Here is a 14,263-nt window from a genome sequence, read left to right as displayed (position 1 = left end):
AAGGTCCGCTCAGCGCACCCCCGACTCGTGGCCCTTGCGCCGGTCCTCGGCCGCGCTCGGGAGCAGCTGCCACAGCTTCTGCGTCACCCGCCGCAGCGCCTCGTTGTCGCCCTTGGCCAGGGCCTCGCGGCCCTCCTTGACCAGGGCCTGGGCGCGGGCGACGTCGGTCGCGTTGCCGACGTCGGCGGCCGCGTCCTCGAAGCGGTGCTTCCACGCCTCGGGGTGGCGGCCGTACGCCGACGAGCCGAGCCGGCGGAGCAGCCGCAGCTGGCGCTGCAGCTCGAGCGGGTCGCGGCCCTGGCGGGCCTTGTCGACCGCCTTCGCGGTCTCCTGGTAGAGCGTCTGCTCGTGCGGCTGGCCGTAGTCCTGGACCCACCCGGTGGTCCAGATCAGCGCCTCGCGGGCCTCGCGGTCGAGCTCGGGCCAGCGGCGGTCGAGCTCCACCGCCTCGATCTGCGCGTCGACCTCGATCAGCGTGCGGCGGGCCTTCTGCGCCGCGTCCGTGTCGCCGCCGCGGGCCGCGTCGATGTCGCGGCCGACGTCGTCGAGCGCGCTCTCCACCTTGCCCAGGCGCTCGATCGAGTCGCGGGCCTGGCGGCGGAACGCGTCGGTGCGCAGCTCGCCGAGCCGCGCGCGCGTGGCCGTGACCGTCGACGCCAGCACCTCCGGATCGGCCTCGGGCACCAGCAGGTGGGCCACGTGCTCGAACACCTGGCCGATCGCGGGGATCAGCGCGCGCGCCGACATCCTGCCGCCGCGGTCGAGCTCGATCGTCAGCTCGACCTCGGCCCCGGACGCCAGCGTCTGCTTGAGCTCCTTGCCGCCGATCTCGAGCGCGCCGACCAGCCGGCACAGGTGGGCCTGCTCGTACTCGCCCTGCACGATCGGGATCTTGATCACCGCCTTCTCGGCCCCGCGGGCCACGCTGTCGACGGTGTGCAGGGTGAAGGTGCGCCGGGCCGGCAGCGGCGCCCCGCGCTCGAAGTACACCCGCACGTCGTTGCTCGCCAGCGCCACCCCGATCGTGCGCGACAGCGGCGGGTCGCTGATGGTGAGGCCCTGCACGATCGTCAGCGTCGGCGGGTCGATCGTCACCGCGTTGCCCTGGATGTTCTTGCCGGTCAGGCGGAACACGTTGGGCTTGCGCGGCACCAGCGAGACCGGCAGCACGAACGCCCCCTCCTCGTCGAGCGGCGTCCACGGGCTGTCCCACAGGCCGTCCGCGCGGCCGAGCTGGACCTCGGTCGGCACCGAATTGACCGGACCTGTCCGTTCGACCAGGCGACCCACCACGTGCGGCGTCAGGTCGGACGACATCGCCGGGTACTGCAGCCACACCTTGGCCCCGCGGACCGCCTCGATCGCGCTCGGGCGCGCCTCGAGCCCGGCGGTGGCGGCGAAGATCGCCGCGCCCTGGGCGACCAGAGTCATCGGGTCGAGCCCCTCCGCCGGCGGCACCGCCAGCTGCTGGCTGACCAGGCGCCGCACCACCGGCATCACCGACGGCCCGCCGACCAGCACCACCCGCGTCAACCCGCCGTCGGCCACGCCGTGGGCCTGCAGCAGCCGGCGGCACACCGCGATCGAGCGGTCGATCGCCGGCGCGCACAGGCGCTCGAGCGTCTCGCGGTCGAGGGTGACGTCGAGGTCGTAGCCGGCGCCGGCGACGTCGAGGCCGGGCACGGTGATGCTGGCCGACTCGACCCGCGACAGCTCGATCTTCGCCTCCTCGGCCGCCAGCTTGATCTTGCGCACCGCGCCCGCGTGGGCCGGATCGCCGCGGCGGATGACGACGCCGTCGCGCGCCGCCTGGGCGATCGCCCAGTCGACGATCGCCCAGTCGAAGTCGCGCCCGCCGAGGAAGTTGTCGCCGTCGTGGCCGACCACGCGCAAGAGGCCGTCGCGGGTCTCGAGCAGCGAGACGTCGAAGGTGCCGCCGCCGAGGTCGTAGACCAGCCACGCGCCGCCCTGGTCCTCGACCGTCCAGCCGGCCGCCAGCGCCGACGCGATCGGCTCCTGCAGCAGCTCGACGCGCTCGAACCCGGCCAGGCGCGCCGCCTCCGACGTCGCGCTGGTCTGCGGCAGCTCGAACAGCGCCGGCACCGAGATCACCGCGCGCGCCGGCAGCACGCCGATCTGGTCGCGCACGTCGGCCCGCAGCGAGCGCAGCACCTCGGCCGCCAGCTCCTCCGGCCGGCGCTCGACCCCCGCCCCCTGGAAGCGGATGCCCTGGGCCGTGCCCATCAGCCGCTTGAACTCGCTGCGGGTGTTGTCGGCGTCGGTGTCGAGGAAGCGGCGCGCGCGGGCGCCGACGGTCACGTTGCCGCGCGCGTCGATGCGGACCACCGACGGCGTGATCGGCGAGCCCTGGGCGTTGCGGACGAGGGTGACCTTCTCGCCGTCGAACACGGCCGCGGTGGAGTTCGTGGTCCCGAGATCGATCCCGACGTAGAGGGGCGCGCTGGTCATCGCGGGCAAGTGTACCCGGGCGCCCTCAGCCTCGCAGCGGCGAGCGAGCGCGCCGGCGCAGAAGTCGGTCGACCGTCACGCCGCCGGCCGCGCCCAGGCCGACCAGCGCGAGGACCAGCGGCAGATCGCCTGCGCCCCGCGCGGGCCGGCTCGGGGCCGCGCCGCGCCAGGCCACGCGCACCACCCCCGCGCTCCACGGCCCGCAGAGCTCGCTCACCAGCGACGCCGTCGCGGCCTCGTCCCAGCCCGGAGGCCCCTGCCCCGTCACCACCACCGCCCCCGGATCGCCGGCTCGCGGCAGTCGCACCTCGACCGCCAGCGCCTCGCCTCCGAGCGCCCGCAGGGCCGCGACCACCGCGTCCGCCAGCGCCAGCTCCTCCCGCGCGCGCTCGCCCGCGCGCGTGGGCACCAGCGCCGGATCGCCGAACAGCTCGCGCTTGCCGCGGACCCCGCGGACCTCGGGCGCCCGCGGCTCACCGGCGCACCCGCTCAAAGCTGCCCCGAAGAGCATGCCCCAGGCAACATGTCTCCAAAGACCTGTTCTTTCGCGCCGGTCCACAGGGCCAGGTGAAAATCTATCCGCCACGTCGGCCTGAGCCTGCCCGGCCGGATCGCCGCCGCTCACGGACCGGCCTCCGCGCTCTGCAGCGCTGTGGGTCGTCGCAGCGCTTCGCGGGCGTCGACGCTCGCGGCGAGGTCGACCGCGCCGGCGAGGAAGTTCGGACCGCGCGGGCAGGCCGCGCCGAACATCCGTTCGTCACGGCCGCTCACGTGCCTTCTTTTGAAGGCCGCGCCTGCGCGGCCAGCCGCCGTAACATCGACTCGTGCGGGCGGCAGCTCGCGACCTGCGCGGCCCGCCGCCGCAACATCGACTCGTGCGGGCGGCAGCTCGGGCGTCCCTTGGCGGCGAGCCTGGCCGCGCTCGCGACGAAGCTCCGGCCGCTCGTCGCCCTCGCACCTCTGGAGGCGAGGGCCGCTCACGGCCCTGCCTCCGCGGGCCGCGCCTCCGCGGCCAGCAGCTCGGCCAGGCGCCGCAGCAGCCGCTGGTGGCGGCGGGAGATCGTGCTGACGCTGGTGGCGAGCTCGGCCGCGACCTCGGTGAGCGTCAGCCCGCGCACGTAGACCGCGTCGATCAGCGCCTGCTCGTCGGCGTCGCAGCGCTCGACCAGCGCGCGCAGCGACAGCCGGACCTCGGGGCCGAACGCGTCGTCGTCGTCGCCGGCGAACAGGCGCGACAGCACGGCCGCCGCGGTGACCTCGCGGACCAGCTCGGCGGCGTCGCCGAAGCGCTCCCCGATCCGCCGCGGGTCGTCGCCGGGGCGCAGGCGGATCTCCGCCAGCTCCTGCGTCACCTCGAGCGTGTTGAGGATCCGTCGCGCCCGCTTGTGGTCGGGGAAGGCGTTGCGGGCGGCGTCGATCATCGCCCCGCGGACCCGGTAGAACGCGAACGCGGCGAACGGCACCCCCGAGGCCGGGTCGTAGCGCAGGGCCGCGCGCGCCAGCGCCTCGTAGCCGGCGCTCTCGCACTCGTCGGGCGCGATCCCGACGACCCGCCGCAGGCTGCGCGCGATGCCGGGCACCCGCGGCGCGAACGCCTCGACCCGCGCGCGCTGCTCGGGGCTGAGGCCGGGCCCCCGCGGGGGTTCGCAGGCGGCCGGCTCGCCGTCGTCCGTGACGTGCAAGACCTCGTCGTGAGGCTGATTCATGGGACATGTCTTCGCGGACAGCGGCCGGCTCAGGCGCCGGCGGCCTCGTGGCTGTCGAGGATGTGCTTGCGCAGCGCGCCCTTCTGCTCGTCGGTGATGTGGACGAAGCGGACCGCCATGTCGTCGTCGCCGCCGCGCACGACCATGCCGGAGAGCGGCAAGCTGGCCGAGAGGGTCGGGAAGCTCAGCACCAGGGCGACCTGCTGCCCCGCCTCTTCCCACGCCGGGCCGACGAACTTGCAGCCGCCGAGGCTGAGGTCGTCGAGGGGGCGGGCCAGCACGACCTCGGTGCCGATGACGTCGGCGTGGGCGTGGATCCGCAGGCGGGGGTGGAAGCGGGCGTCCGTCACCCCGCGATGATAGCCGCGCGCTCACGCGAGCGACCTGGCCGCCTCGTGCGACCCGCTGGCACCCGCCGCGGACGAGCCGTCACGCCGACGCGACGCGCTGGCACGGCGCTCTCGCGCCTTGTGCCAAATTGGCACTCCAGGCCCCCCGGCCGCGCACCCTACGCGTGCGCTAAGTCCTTGTTCGAAGAAGCGACTTTCAGAACTGGCGCCCGTGGCCGCGTGCTTGCACAATGCGACCTCGCTCGACCCATGCCCGGACGTTCCCTCGCCCTCGCTCTCGCTGTGGTGCTCGCCGCGCCCGCCGTCGCCGGCTGCAAGAACACTTCGATCATCCCCGGGACCGAGATCCCGGATACCCCCGACAACCGCGAGATCCTGCAGGTCATCGAACGCTTCCGGACCAGCTTCGTCCGTCAGGACCCGGCCGGCATCCTCGCCACCGCGCACCCGACCTACTACGACGAGTCCGGCACCGACGACCCCAGCGACGACATCGTCTACGAGGAGCTCGGCCCGATCCTCCGCCGCCGGATCGCCCAGCTCGAGTCGGTCCGCTTCACCATCGAGTACCTCGAGGTCTACCTGCGCCGCGACCGCGCCACCGTCAACGTGTGGATCGACGCGACCTTCCGCCTGAAGCCGATCCTCGGCGACGACGGCATGCCCCGCTTCCCGCCGCGCGTGGTCCCGAAGCAGGACTACGCCAAGTTCGAGCTGATCCGCGAGGGCGACTCCTGGCTGATCACCAAGGGCATCTGAGCCCGCCTGTCCCCTCGGGCAGGTCCCTCGGGACCTGCCCGTTCGCGCATGTGCGACAGAGCCTGTTCTGAGGGACAGGCTGGCAGCAGCCGCGCACACCACCACGGCCGCCGCCCGAGCGAAGTAGCGTCAGCCGCCGCGCGGCCCACCCGCGCATCTCTCCGGGACGCGCCCTGGGTCGAACAGTCTGCTGCCGCGAGCAGCTCTTCGGGCGCCCTACGCTCAGCCGCTGCAGCTGCCGCCCGAGCAGCTCTTCTTGCACTTCGCGTCGCCCTCGCAGCCGCGGGCGCAGGTGCCCCCCGAGCAGGTCAGGTCGCAGTCGGAGCCGGCCTTGCAGTTCTGCGTGCAGTTGCCGCCGCTGCAGGTGAACTTGCAGGTCGCGCCCGCCTCGCAGGCCTGGGTGCACCCCCCGCCGCCGCACGTGTACTCGCAGGTGCCGCTGCCGCAGGTCTGGCGGCAGCCGCCGTCGTCGCAGTCCTTGCCGCCGGCGGCCGCCGGCTCGTCGTTGTCGAGGTCGGTCGGGGCGACGATCACCGCGCCGCCGGGCAGCTTGATCGTCCCGTCGGCGTTGACCTCGACGTCGCCCGCCTTCACCCCCGCGGCCGTCACCTTGACGTCGCCGACCTCGGTGCCGCTGACCTTGACCTCGCCGGGCTTGACCTCGACGGCCACCGGCCCGGCCTTGACGTCGACCTCGCCTGGCTTGACGGACACGTCGGCAGCGGCCACCGCCGGCGTCGCGGCCGCCGCGGCCTTCTGCTCGCCCTCGGCCGCCGGCTTCGAGTCGCAGCCGAACAACGAAACCACCGCGATCGCGGCGACGAACGAAATTACGCGCATGCCCAGCACTCCTGTCGGCGCGACCGTATCACGTCCGCCGCGGCACTCGCGTGCCGCAGATGTCCTGTCCTCGAGGACAGGTCTTGCGGCGAGCTCGGCCGTGACTGCACGGCGTTCTCGCCGAATCACAGCTCGTCGACGCCGCCAGGCTCAGGTGCGCGCGTCGACGCCCGGCAGCGCCCGGCAGGTGTCGAGGATCCACCGCTGCAGCGCCAGGTAGGGCGACGCATAGGCCACATGCGAACCGCCCTTGAGGTCCTGGTCGAGGCGGACCAGCGCGGCGTAGGCCGAGCGCAGGCGCGGCTCGCTGAACCCACGCGCCTGGGCCTCGAGCCCGCGCACCAGGAACGGCGGCAACTTGGTCGCGTCGGCGACGCGGCCCGGGTTGGCCTTGGCGGTGAAGATCAGGCGGATCTGGCGGGTGAGCATCGCCAGCACCTGCATCGACACGCCGGCGTCCTTCTCACCGGCCGAGAACATGCGCGCGAGCACTGCGAGGGCGGTGTCGGCCTCGCCGCGGCCCACCGCGTCGGTGAGGTCGAAGATCCGCGCCTCGCGGGTGTGGGCCACGATCGCCTCGACGTCGGCCAGACCGGCCGGGGCGTCGCCCGCGTGCAGCAGCGCCTGGTCCAGCGCGCCCAGCAGTTCGCTGCGCCCGGTGCCGACGGAGGCGACCAGAGCGGCCGCGGCGTCGCGGGAGATCTTGCGGCCCTGGGCCTGCGCCTCGCCGATGACGAAGCCGACAGCGTCGTCGTCGCGCTTGTAGGCCTCGAACTTGTGAGCCCAGCCGTTCGTCTTGCAGGCGGTGACGAGCTTCGAGCGGCCGTCGATGCCGCCGCCGCTGATCACCAGGACGGTGCTCGGGCTGGGCGCCTTGATGTAGGTCGCGAGGGCGTCCATCGCCGCCGCCGCGGTGCTCTCGGCCTCGGGCCCCTTGCCGAGGTCGTCGGGGTTGGCGAGCTCGACGAGCCGCCACTTGCTCATCATCGGGATCTGCGCGCAGGCCGACAGCACCGGCCCTGCCCCGCTGAGGTCGACGCCGTCGAAGCGCTCGTGGTTGAAGGCCGCCATCGCCTGCGCGGTCGCGTCGTCGGGCGGGACCACGACCTTGCGCAGCGCCGTGATCACGGCCCGGATCGCCGCCGGCTCGTCGCCGTAGAGCACGTACACCGGGTCGAGCTTGCCGGCGCCGATCGCCCGCTCGAGCGCGCGGACCTCGTCGCTCACGCCGACCCGGCCTTTCGGACAGCGGCGTCACGACCTGTCCCGCCGGACAGCTCGCTCATGACCTGTCCCTCGGGGCGTCCAGCGCGACGATCACCTCGACCTCGGGCGTCATCGGCATCATGTCGATCGCCAGCGCCGACACGGCGCGGTGGCCCGCCTCCAGCATCGGCTCGAGGTCGCGCGCCAGCGTGGCCGGGTCGCAGGCGACGAACACGGTGCGCCCGCTGGCGACCCGCGCCAGCGCCCGCGCCCCGTCCAGGCCGAGGCCGGAGCGCGGAGGGTCGAGCACCACCCGGTCGAAGCTGCGGCCCTCGGCGGCGTAGCGGGTCAGCGCCCGCGTCGCGTCGAGCCGACGCACCTCGAGGCGGGCCTGCCGGCTCGCACCTGTCTTTTTGGCCAGGCGCAGCAGCGCCGCCGCCGAGCCGCGGTCCTCCTCGACCGCGACCACCTCGGCGGCCTCGCGGGCCAGCGCGCGGGTGAAGTTGCCGCCGCCGGCGAACAGCTCGAGCACCTGGCCGCCGCGCGCGTCGGCCAGCGCGACCACCCGCTCGACCAAAGCCCGGTTCTGGGCCGCCTGGGCCTGCGCGAACTCGAAAGGACCTGTCGGAATGGCCATGTCCTCGGGGCCAGCATCGGCCAGCGCCAGGCGCCCGCGCCCGACCACCAGCTCGCGCCGACCGCCGCGCGCGACCACCCCGACGACCACGTTGTCGAGCGCCTCGCCCAGCGCCGCCCGCAGCCCGGCCTCGCCGGTGTCGCCCTCGCGCGGCGCGAGCCCGGGGATCCCCACGACCACCGCGGCGCCGTCGGACAGCAGGTGGACCTCGCCGCGCCGCAGCTGCCGCAGCACCTGCGCGAACGCCCCGTCGCCGCCGGCCAGCGCGGACAGCCGCGCCAGCGCGTGGTTCAGCGGCGCGTCGAACACCGGGCAGCTCGACAGCGCCAGCACCTCGTGCGAGTGCCGGCGGTGCAGCCCGAGCCGCAGCTCGTCGCCCGCCCGCTCGACGTGCAGCCGGGCCCGCCGGCGGTAGCCGAGCGCGCGCGGGCTGGACAGCGCGTGCGGCACGGCGATCCCGAGCCGGCGCAGCGCCCCCTCGGCGATCTGGCGCTTCAGCTCGGCCTGCGCGGGCGCCCGCGCGTGCTGCAGGCCGCAGCCGCCGCACACGCCCTCGACCGGGCACGGCGGCGCCACGCGATCGGGGCTCGGCGCCAGCACCTGCAAGGTCCGCCCGCGGATCATCCGCCGGCGCTCCTCCGATCTGGCCGCAAGGACCTGTTCTCCGGGCAATGCCCCTTCGACCAGCCAGGTGCGCGTGTCGGCGCCGTCGCCGACGGCCCGGCCGACCCCCTCGCCGCCGTGGGCGATCCCGCGGACCTCGACGCGCTCGCCGGCCGCGGCCTCCGTGGCCTCGGTGGCCTCCGTCTTCATCACTTCACTTCTTCTTCTTGTTGGTCTCTTCGGCGTTGACGTCGATGACGCGGTCGCGCGCCGGCCGCTGCTTGCCGTCGCCCATCTGCGCGAACGGGAAGCTGCCGAAGCCCGGGTTGCCGGCGGGCCCGCCCGGACCGCCGCGGCCCTGCTGCTGCGCCGCCTGTTGCGCCTGCTGCATCGCCTGCATCGCCGCCTGCAGGTTGGCGAGCGGGCCGGTCGCCTTGGGCTTGGGCGCGAACTGGGCCAGCAGCGCGAAGCCGAGGGCCCCGAGGCCGAGGATGTAGACCGTCGGGTCGGACCCGCGAGCCACGCCGCAGGCGACCGCGCCGAGCCAGAAGAAGAACAGCACGATGGCGAAGCAGCCGGACCCGCGGGCCAGGCCCAACAGGCCCAGGATCGCCACCGCGCCGCCGCCCACCATCACCAGCGTCGGCAGGTACGGCGGCGGGCCGTTCAGGAACAGGCCGACGATGGTGACCACCGCGCCGAGGAGGAACAGCGAGAAGCGCCGCTGCATCTCCTTCTTCATCAGGCTCATCGCGTCGGGCGGGAGCTTGCTGAGGTCGAAGGGCATCTGGGGCGGGACTTGGGCCATGGTCGTGGGCTTCTCTGGGGGTCTCTTGCGCCGCTCGGGCGCGCCCTCGCAGCATAGCAGCGTAGCAGCGCTAGCCGGCGGTGCGAGCGAAGCGGCGAGCGATCTCACGGCTGATGACGATGCGCTGGATCTCGCTGGTGCCCTCGAAGATGCGGGTCACGCGGACATCGCGGAGGTAGCGCTCGACCGGGAACTCGCGGGTGTAGCCGAAGCCACCCAGCACCTGGACGGCCCGGTCGCACGCCGCCCAGCCGCGCTCGCTGGCCGCCAGCTTGGCCATCGACGCCTCCTGCGTGAACGTCCGGCCCTGCTCTTTGAGCCAGGCGGCGCGCAGCGTGAGCAGCCGCGCCGCCTCGAGCTCGGTGGCGCTGTCGGCGAGCATCCACTGGATCGCCTGGTAGTCGGCGATCGGGCGCCCGAACTGCTGCCGCTCGAGCGCGTAGCCGCAGGCGAACTCGGTGGCGGCCAGGCCGCAGCCGAGCGCCAGGGCGGCGATGCCGATCCGGCCGCCGTCGAGCGCCATCATGGCGACGCGGAAGCCCTTGCCCTCCTCGCCGAGCAGCGCCTCGGGGCCGAGCTCGATGTCGTTGAACTCGAGCGGCGTGGTGGTGCTGGCGTGCTGCCCGGTCTTGTGCTCCGGCTTGCCGCGCACGAGGCCCGGAGCGTCGCCGCGGACCAGGAACGCCGAGATGCCCTGCGAGCCCGGGGCGTCGCTGGTGCGCGCCCACACCACGAACAGGCCGGCGTCGGTGCCGCTGGTGATCCACAGCTTCTGCCCGCTCAGGACCCACCCGCCGCGGCCGTTCGCCACGGCCCGCGTGCGCATGCCGGCCGGGTCGCTGCCCGCGCCCGCCTCCGACAGGGCGAAGCCGCCGACCACGTACTCGCCCGAGCACAGCCGCGGCACGTGCTCCTGCTGCTGCTCCGGCGTGCCGAACTTGGTGACGACCTCGGCCACCATGTTGCTGACGGTCATCGCCACGGTCGTGCCGGCGCAGGCCTTGGCCAGCTCGATCACCGCCAGGGCGTAGGCCACCGCGCCGGCCTCGACCCCGCCGAGCCGCTCGGGCACGTTGATGCCGAGGAGGCCCAATTCGGCCGCCTCGGCCAGGCTCTCGCGCGGGAACCCGCCGGTGACGTCGAGCTCGGCCGCCCGCGGCGCCAGCACGCGAGCGGCGAACTGCCGCGCGGTGCCGACGATCAGCTCCTGGTTCTCGGTCGGGGTGAAGTCGTACATGACGGAGACTGAAAGAACATGCCCGGAGGGGCATGGCCTGAAGGACAGGACCGAACGTCCATGTCCCTTCGGACCTGCCCCTTCAGGCAGATGGATATTCAGTAGGCCTCGCCGACCTTGCCGGTGTACGTGTAGACGTACTCGACCTCGGGCGCCGGGTCGAACTCCCACTTGAAGGCCGACTCCTCGACGCAGCCGGCGAACAGCTTGGCCTCGCGCGGCTGGAACTTGTCCTTCGGCACGCCCTTGGGCGGCCGGCGCTCCTTGATGTCGATCGTCGGGATGTTGACCTTGGTGACCTTGCCGTTGGTGGCGATGGTGACCTCGGCCGAGAAGGTGCCGGCGATCCAGCGGTTCTCGTAGGCCTCCATGTCCTTCTGCAGGCAGCGGCCGAAGTCGCGCTCGTAGACGCTCTCCATCGTGTCCTGGATCGACGCCAGGGTCTTCGGCGAGACGGACGCCTGCGCGGTGCGGTCGTACTCGTCGAGGCCCTCCTCGGACTTCACCATGTCCTTGTCGTACTCCGTCTTGGTGTACTCGGCGTACATGGCGTCCTCGTTGTTGTCCATCTTGTTGAGGTGGCGCTTGGCGCACCCCGGGACGGCGACGGCGGCGGCGAGCAGGATCACGGTCGTGGTTCGCATGATGGTTCCTCGTGAAGGCTCGTGGCAGGAGCTGCGCCCGGCGAGCCTGGGGATCCGGGGCATGATAGCGCGCCGCGGGCCGGCGGTCACCGGCGGCCCGCCCGGCGGTCACTTGCGGCGCATCAGGCCGGCGGAGATGACGACGCGCTGGATCTCGCTCGTCCCCTCGTAAATCTCGGTGATCTTGGCGTCGCGGAAGTGGCGCTCGACCGGGTACTCGGTCACGTAGCCGTTGCCGCCGAACACCTGAATCGCGTCCTTGGCGACCTTGTTGGCCGTCTCGGAGGCGAACAGCTTGGCCATCGAGCTCTCGACCGAGTGCCGCTGCCCCCGCTTCTTGAGGCTCGCCGCCCGATAGGTCAGCAGGCGGGCGGCGTCGATGCCGACCTGCATGTCCGCGAGCATGAAGGCGACCGCCTGGTGGTCGATGATCCGGCGGCCGAAGGTCTTGCGGTCGAGCGCGTACTCGGCCGCGGCCTCGAACGCGGCGCGGGCGATCCCGAGAGCCTGGGCGGCGATGCCGATCCGCCCGCAGTCGAGGGTGGCCATCGCCACTTTGAAGCCGCCGCCGACCTGGCCCAGGATCTGGTCGTCCGACACGCGGTGGTCGGTGAAGAAGACCTGGCACGAGTGGCTGGCCCGGATCCCGAGCTTGTCGTCCTTCGGCCCGCGCGACACGCCCTCGCCGTGCATGTCGACCACGAACGCGGTGATGCCCGAGTTGCCGCGCTCCGGGTCGGTCATGGTGAACAGGATCCCGGTGTCGGCCTGCGGGCCGTTGGTGATCCAGTTCTTGACGCCGTTGATCACCCAGCCGTCGCCGTCGCGCACCGCGGTGGTCTTCTGCGCCGCGGCGTCGCTGCCGGCGTTGGGCTCCGACAGCATGAAGCAGCCGAGCTTCTCGCCGCGGGCCAGCGGCGTCAGCCACTTGTGCTTCTGCGCGTCGGTCGCGAACTTCAGCAGCGGGTCGCACACGAGCGAGTTGTTGACGCTCATGATCACGCCGGTCGAGGCGCACGCGGCCGAGACCTCCTCCATCGCGATCACGTACGAGATCGGGTCGAGCTCGGAGCCGCCGTAGGCGTCGGGGACCTCGATGCCGAGCAGCCCGAGCTCGGCCATCCGCTTGACCAACTCTTTCGGGAACCGGGCCTCGCGGTCGAGCTCGGCCGCCAGCGGCTTCACCTCGCGCGCCGCGAACTCGCGGACCATCTTCTGCAGCGATTCTTGGTCTTCGGTCAACGACAGGTCCATCGCGTCTCCGCTTCCTTCTCTCACTCGCCCTTGAAGTCGGGCTTGCGCTTGCCGAGGAAGGCCGCCATGCCCTCCTTCTGATCGGCGGTGGCGAACAGGCCGGCGAACGCCTCGATCTCGAGCGCGTTGGCCTGGGCCAGCGGCAGGCCGGCGCCGGCGTGCAGCACCCGCTTGGCCTCGGCGACCGCGACGGGGCCCATCTCGGCGATCTTCTTGGCCGTGGCGATCGCCGCCGGCAGCAGCTCGGCGGCCGGCAGCACGCGGTTGGCGAGGCCGATCCGCGCCGCCTCGGCGGCGTCGATGGTGTCGCCGGTGAGGCACAGCTCGATCGCGCGGGCCAGGCCGACGCGCCGCGCCAGCCGCTGGGTCCCGCCGAAGCCGGGGATCACGCCGAGCTTGACCTCGGGCTGGCCGAACTTGGCGTTCTCGGCCGCGTAGATGAAGTCGCAGGCCAGCGCCAGCTCGCAGCCGCCGCCGAGCGCGAAGCCGTTGACCGCCGCGATCGTCGGGATCGGCAGGCCCGCCAGCGCCTCGCCGACGCCGTGGCCGGCGCGGGCGAACTCGCGGGCTGTCCCGACGGACATGTCGGCCATCGCCGCGATGTCGGCCCCGGCGACGAACGACTTCTCGCCGGCGCCGGTCAGCACCAGCGCGCGCACCTCGCCCGAGCGGGCCGCCGCGGCGGTGTCGTCGAGCAGGTGCGCGAGGCCGGCGATGACCTCGGGGTTGAGGGCGTTGAGCGCCTTGGGCCGGCTGATGGTGACGACGCGGACGCGGGCGTCGTCGCTGACGAGCAGGGAGTCGGTGCCGAGCATCGGCCTACTTCCCCTTGCTCGAGTAGTCGTAGAAGCCGCGCCCGGTCTTGCGCCCGTGCCAGCCGGCCGCCACGTGCATGCGCAGGATATTGGCCGCGCGGTACTTGTCGTCGCCGAGCTCGCGGTGGAGCACGTCGGCGATCGCCAGACAGGTGTCGAGGCCGATGAGGTCGGCCAGCTCGAGCGGGCCCATCGGGTGGTTGAGGCCGAGCTTGGCCCCGGTGTCGATGTCCTCCGGCGTGCCGAGGCCCTCCTGCAGGGCGAAGCAGGCCTCATTGATCAGCGGGATCAGCACGCGGTTGACGAGGAAGCCCGGGCAGTCCTTGCTGGTGATCGTCGTCTTGCCGAGCTTCTGCGCCAGCGCCACCGTCGCGCCGTAGATGGCGTCGGCGGTCTGCAGGCCGCGGATGATCTCGACCAGCTTCATCAGCGGGACCGGGTTCATGAAGTGCATGCCGACCACGCGGTCGGGCCGCTTCGTCTGCGCCGCCAGCAGGGTGATGCTGATCGAGCTGGTGTTGGTCGCCAACACCGCGCCGTCGCCGAGGGCCGCGTCGAGCTCGCGGAACAGCTTCTTCTTGAGCTCGATGTTCTCGGTCGCCGCCTCGACCGCGAAGTCCGACGGCGCCAGGCCCGCCGCGCCGACCACCGCGGTGATCCGCTCGACGATCGCGGCCCGCTCGGCCTCGGCCAGCTTGCCCTTCTCGACCAGGCGCCCGAGCTGTTTGGCGATCCCGGCCTTGCCGGCGTCGGCGCGGGCCTGGTCGACGTCGGCCAGGAGCACCCGGTAGCCGGCCTGGGCCGCCACCTGGGCGATCCCGGCGCCCATCTGTCCCGCGCCCAGCACCCCGATGGTGCGGACGCTCGCGAGGATCTCGTCTGCGCTAGTCCCTTGGGTCATGTCCGATCTCCGGTGTGCTTTCTTTCATGTCCGA

The 14,263-nt window shown here is 73.1% G+C and carries 15 protein-coding genes; 1 reads left to right on the top strand and 14 read right to left on the bottom strand.

Annotated features, from left to right (window positions below; genetic code table 11):
* Positions 1-9: 9 nt before the first annotated feature.
* From O0S08_RS16580 to O0S08_RS16560, 5 genes are all read right to left on the bottom strand, one after another.
* The gene (locus O0S08_RS16580) at positions 10-2,469 is read right to left on the bottom strand and encodes an Hsp70 family protein (RefSeq protein ID WP_269040127.1); all 2,460 of its coding nucleotides are present in this window, start codon (positions 2,467-2,469) and stop codon (positions 10-12) included.
* Between the two features lie 25 nt (positions 2,470-2,494).
* Complete coding sequence (locus O0S08_RS16575) at positions 2,495-2,980, bottom strand: hypothetical protein (protein WP_269040126.1); 486 nt, start codon at positions 2,978-2,980, stop codon at positions 2,495-2,497.
* A 110-nt stretch (positions 2,981-3,090) separates the two neighbouring features.
* Complete coding sequence (locus O0S08_RS16570; protein WP_269040125.1) at positions 3,091-3,240, bottom strand: hypothetical protein; 150 nt, start codon at positions 3,238-3,240, stop codon at positions 3,091-3,093.
* Between the two features lie 206 nt (positions 3,241-3,446).
* Positions 3,447-4,175 carry a sigma-70 family RNA polymerase sigma factor gene (locus O0S08_RS16565; protein ID WP_269040124.1) on the bottom strand — a complete coding sequence of 243 codons (729 nt, stop codon included), beginning with the start codon at positions 4,173-4,175 and terminating at the stop codon, positions 3,447-3,449.
* Positions 4,176-4,204: 29 nt separating this feature from the next.
* Positions 4,205-4,525: a PilZ domain-containing protein gene (locus tag O0S08_RS16560; protein WP_269040123.1), complete on the bottom strand. Its 321-nt coding sequence runs from the start codon at positions 4,523-4,525 to the stop codon at positions 4,205-4,207.
* Between the two features lie 249 nt (positions 4,526-4,774).
* Here O0S08_RS16560 and O0S08_RS16555 point away from each other — a divergent pair, with 249 nt between their 5' ends.
* Positions 4,775-5,284 carry a hypothetical protein gene (locus O0S08_RS16555; RefSeq protein WP_269040122.1) on the top strand — a complete coding sequence of 170 codons (510 nt, stop codon included), beginning with the start codon at positions 4,775-4,777 and terminating at the stop codon, positions 5,282-5,284.
* Positions 5,285-5,506: 222 nt separating this feature from the next.
* On the opposite strand, the gene O0S08_RS16550 is transcribed toward O0S08_RS16555, so the two are convergent.
* The 9 genes from O0S08_RS16550 to O0S08_RS16510 all read right to left on the bottom strand — a co-directional run bounded on the left by O0S08_RS16550 (position 5,507) and on the right by O0S08_RS16510 (position 14,229).
* Positions 5,507-6,124, bottom strand: a complete 618-nt coding sequence (locus O0S08_RS16550; RefSeq protein WP_269040121.1) for a hypothetical protein — start codon at positions 6,122-6,124, stop codon at positions 5,507-5,509.
* A 150-nt stretch (positions 6,125-6,274) separates the two neighbouring features.
* Positions 6,275-7,351, bottom strand: coding sequence for a DNA polymerase III subunit delta (gene holA, locus O0S08_RS16545; protein WP_269040120.1), 1,077 nt, complete (start codon positions 7,349-7,351; stop codon positions 6,275-6,277).
* A gap of 55 nt (positions 7,352-7,406) precedes the next feature.
* Positions 7,407-8,780, bottom strand: a complete 1,374-nt coding sequence (locus O0S08_RS16540) for a class I SAM-dependent RNA methyltransferase (protein WP_269040119.1) — start codon at positions 8,778-8,780, stop codon at positions 7,407-7,409.
* A 4-nt stretch (positions 8,781-8,784) separates the two neighbouring features.
* Positions 8,785-9,378, bottom strand: a complete 594-nt coding sequence (locus O0S08_RS16535; RefSeq protein ID WP_269040118.1) for a hypothetical protein — start codon at positions 9,376-9,378, stop codon at positions 8,785-8,787.
* Positions 9,379-9,448: 70 nt separating this feature from the next.
* Positions 9,449-10,615: an acyl-CoA dehydrogenase family protein gene (locus tag O0S08_RS16530; RefSeq protein ID WP_269040117.1), complete on the bottom strand. Its 1,167-nt coding sequence runs from the start codon at positions 10,613-10,615 to the stop codon at positions 9,449-9,451.
* Positions 10,616-10,713: 98 nt separating this feature from the next.
* Positions 10,714-11,259: a hypothetical protein gene (locus O0S08_RS16525; RefSeq protein ID WP_269040116.1), complete on the bottom strand. Its 546-nt coding sequence runs from the start codon at positions 11,257-11,259 to the stop codon at positions 10,714-10,716.
* 108 nt (positions 11,260-11,367) lie between these two features.
* Positions 11,368-12,513 carry an acyl-CoA dehydrogenase family protein gene (locus O0S08_RS16520; RefSeq protein WP_269040115.1) on the bottom strand — a complete coding sequence of 382 codons (1,146 nt, stop codon included), beginning with the start codon at positions 12,511-12,513 and terminating at the stop codon, positions 11,368-11,370.
* 20 nt (positions 12,514-12,533) lie between these two features.
* Positions 12,534-13,328: an enoyl-CoA hydratase/isomerase family protein gene (locus O0S08_RS16515; protein ID WP_269040114.1), complete on the bottom strand. Its 795-nt coding sequence runs from the start codon at positions 13,326-13,328 to the stop codon at positions 12,534-12,536.
* Between the two features lie 4 nt (positions 13,329-13,332).
* A complete protein-coding gene (locus tag O0S08_RS16510) occupies positions 13,333-14,229 on the bottom strand; it encodes a 3-hydroxybutyryl-CoA dehydrogenase (protein WP_269040113.1) in 897 nt (298 codons plus the stop codon).
* Positions 14,230-14,263 lie beyond the last annotated feature (34 nt).

Origin of the sequence: Nannocystis punicea (assembly GCF_026965555.1) — a bacterium.
GTDB classification, from domain to species: Bacteria; Myxococcota_A; Polyangia; order Nannocystales; family Nannocystaceae; genus Nannocystis; species Nannocystis punicea.
The sequence above is the reverse complement of the archived record's forward strand: the minus strand, read 5'-3'. Positions and strand labels throughout refer to the sequence as shown.

Coding starts and splice junctions, on each gene's coding strand:
- O0S08_RS16575 (WP_269040126.1), bottom strand. CDS start 2,980: ATGCTCTTCGGGGCAGCTTTGAGCGGGTGCGCCGGTGAGCCGCGGGCG.
- O0S08_RS16515 (WP_269040114.1), bottom strand. CDS start 13,328: ATGCTCGGCACCGACTCCCTGCTCGTCAGCGACGACGCCCGCGTCCGC.
- O0S08_RS16535 (WP_269040118.1), bottom strand. CDS start 9,378: ATGGCCCAAGTCCCGCCCCAGATGCCCTTCGACCTCAGCAAGCTCCCG.
- O0S08_RS16520 (WP_269040115.1), bottom strand. CDS start 12,513: ATGGACCTGTCGTTGACCGAAGACCAAGAATCGCTGCAGAAGATGGTC.
- O0S08_RS16555 (WP_269040122.1), top strand. CDS start 4,775: ATGCCCGGACGTTCCCTCGCCCTCGCTCTCGCTGTGGTGCTCGCCGCG.
- O0S08_RS16510 (WP_269040113.1), bottom strand. CDS start 14,229: ATGACCCAAGGGACTAGCGCAGACGAGATCCTCGCGAGCGTCCGCACC.
- O0S08_RS16540 (WP_269040119.1), bottom strand. CDS start 8,780: ATGAAGACGGAGGCCACCGAGGCCACGGAGGCCGCGGCCGGCGAGCGC.
- O0S08_RS16530 (WP_269040117.1), bottom strand. CDS start 10,615: ATGTACGACTTCACCCCGACCGAGAACCAGGAGCTGATCGTCGGCACC.
- O0S08_RS16550 (WP_269040121.1), bottom strand. CDS start 6,124: ATGCGCGTAATTTCGTTCGTCGCCGCGATCGCGGTGGTTTCGTTGTTC.
- O0S08_RS16525 (WP_269040116.1), bottom strand. CDS start 11,259: ATGCGAACCACGACCGTGATCCTGCTCGCCGCCGCCGTCGCCGTCCCG.
- O0S08_RS16580 (WP_269040127.1), bottom strand. CDS start 2,469: ATGACCAGCGCGCCCCTCTACGTCGGGATCGATCTCGGGACCACGAAC.
- O0S08_RS16565 (WP_269040124.1), bottom strand. CDS start 4,175: ATGAATCAGCCTCACGACGAGGTCTTGCACGTCACGGACGACGGCGAG.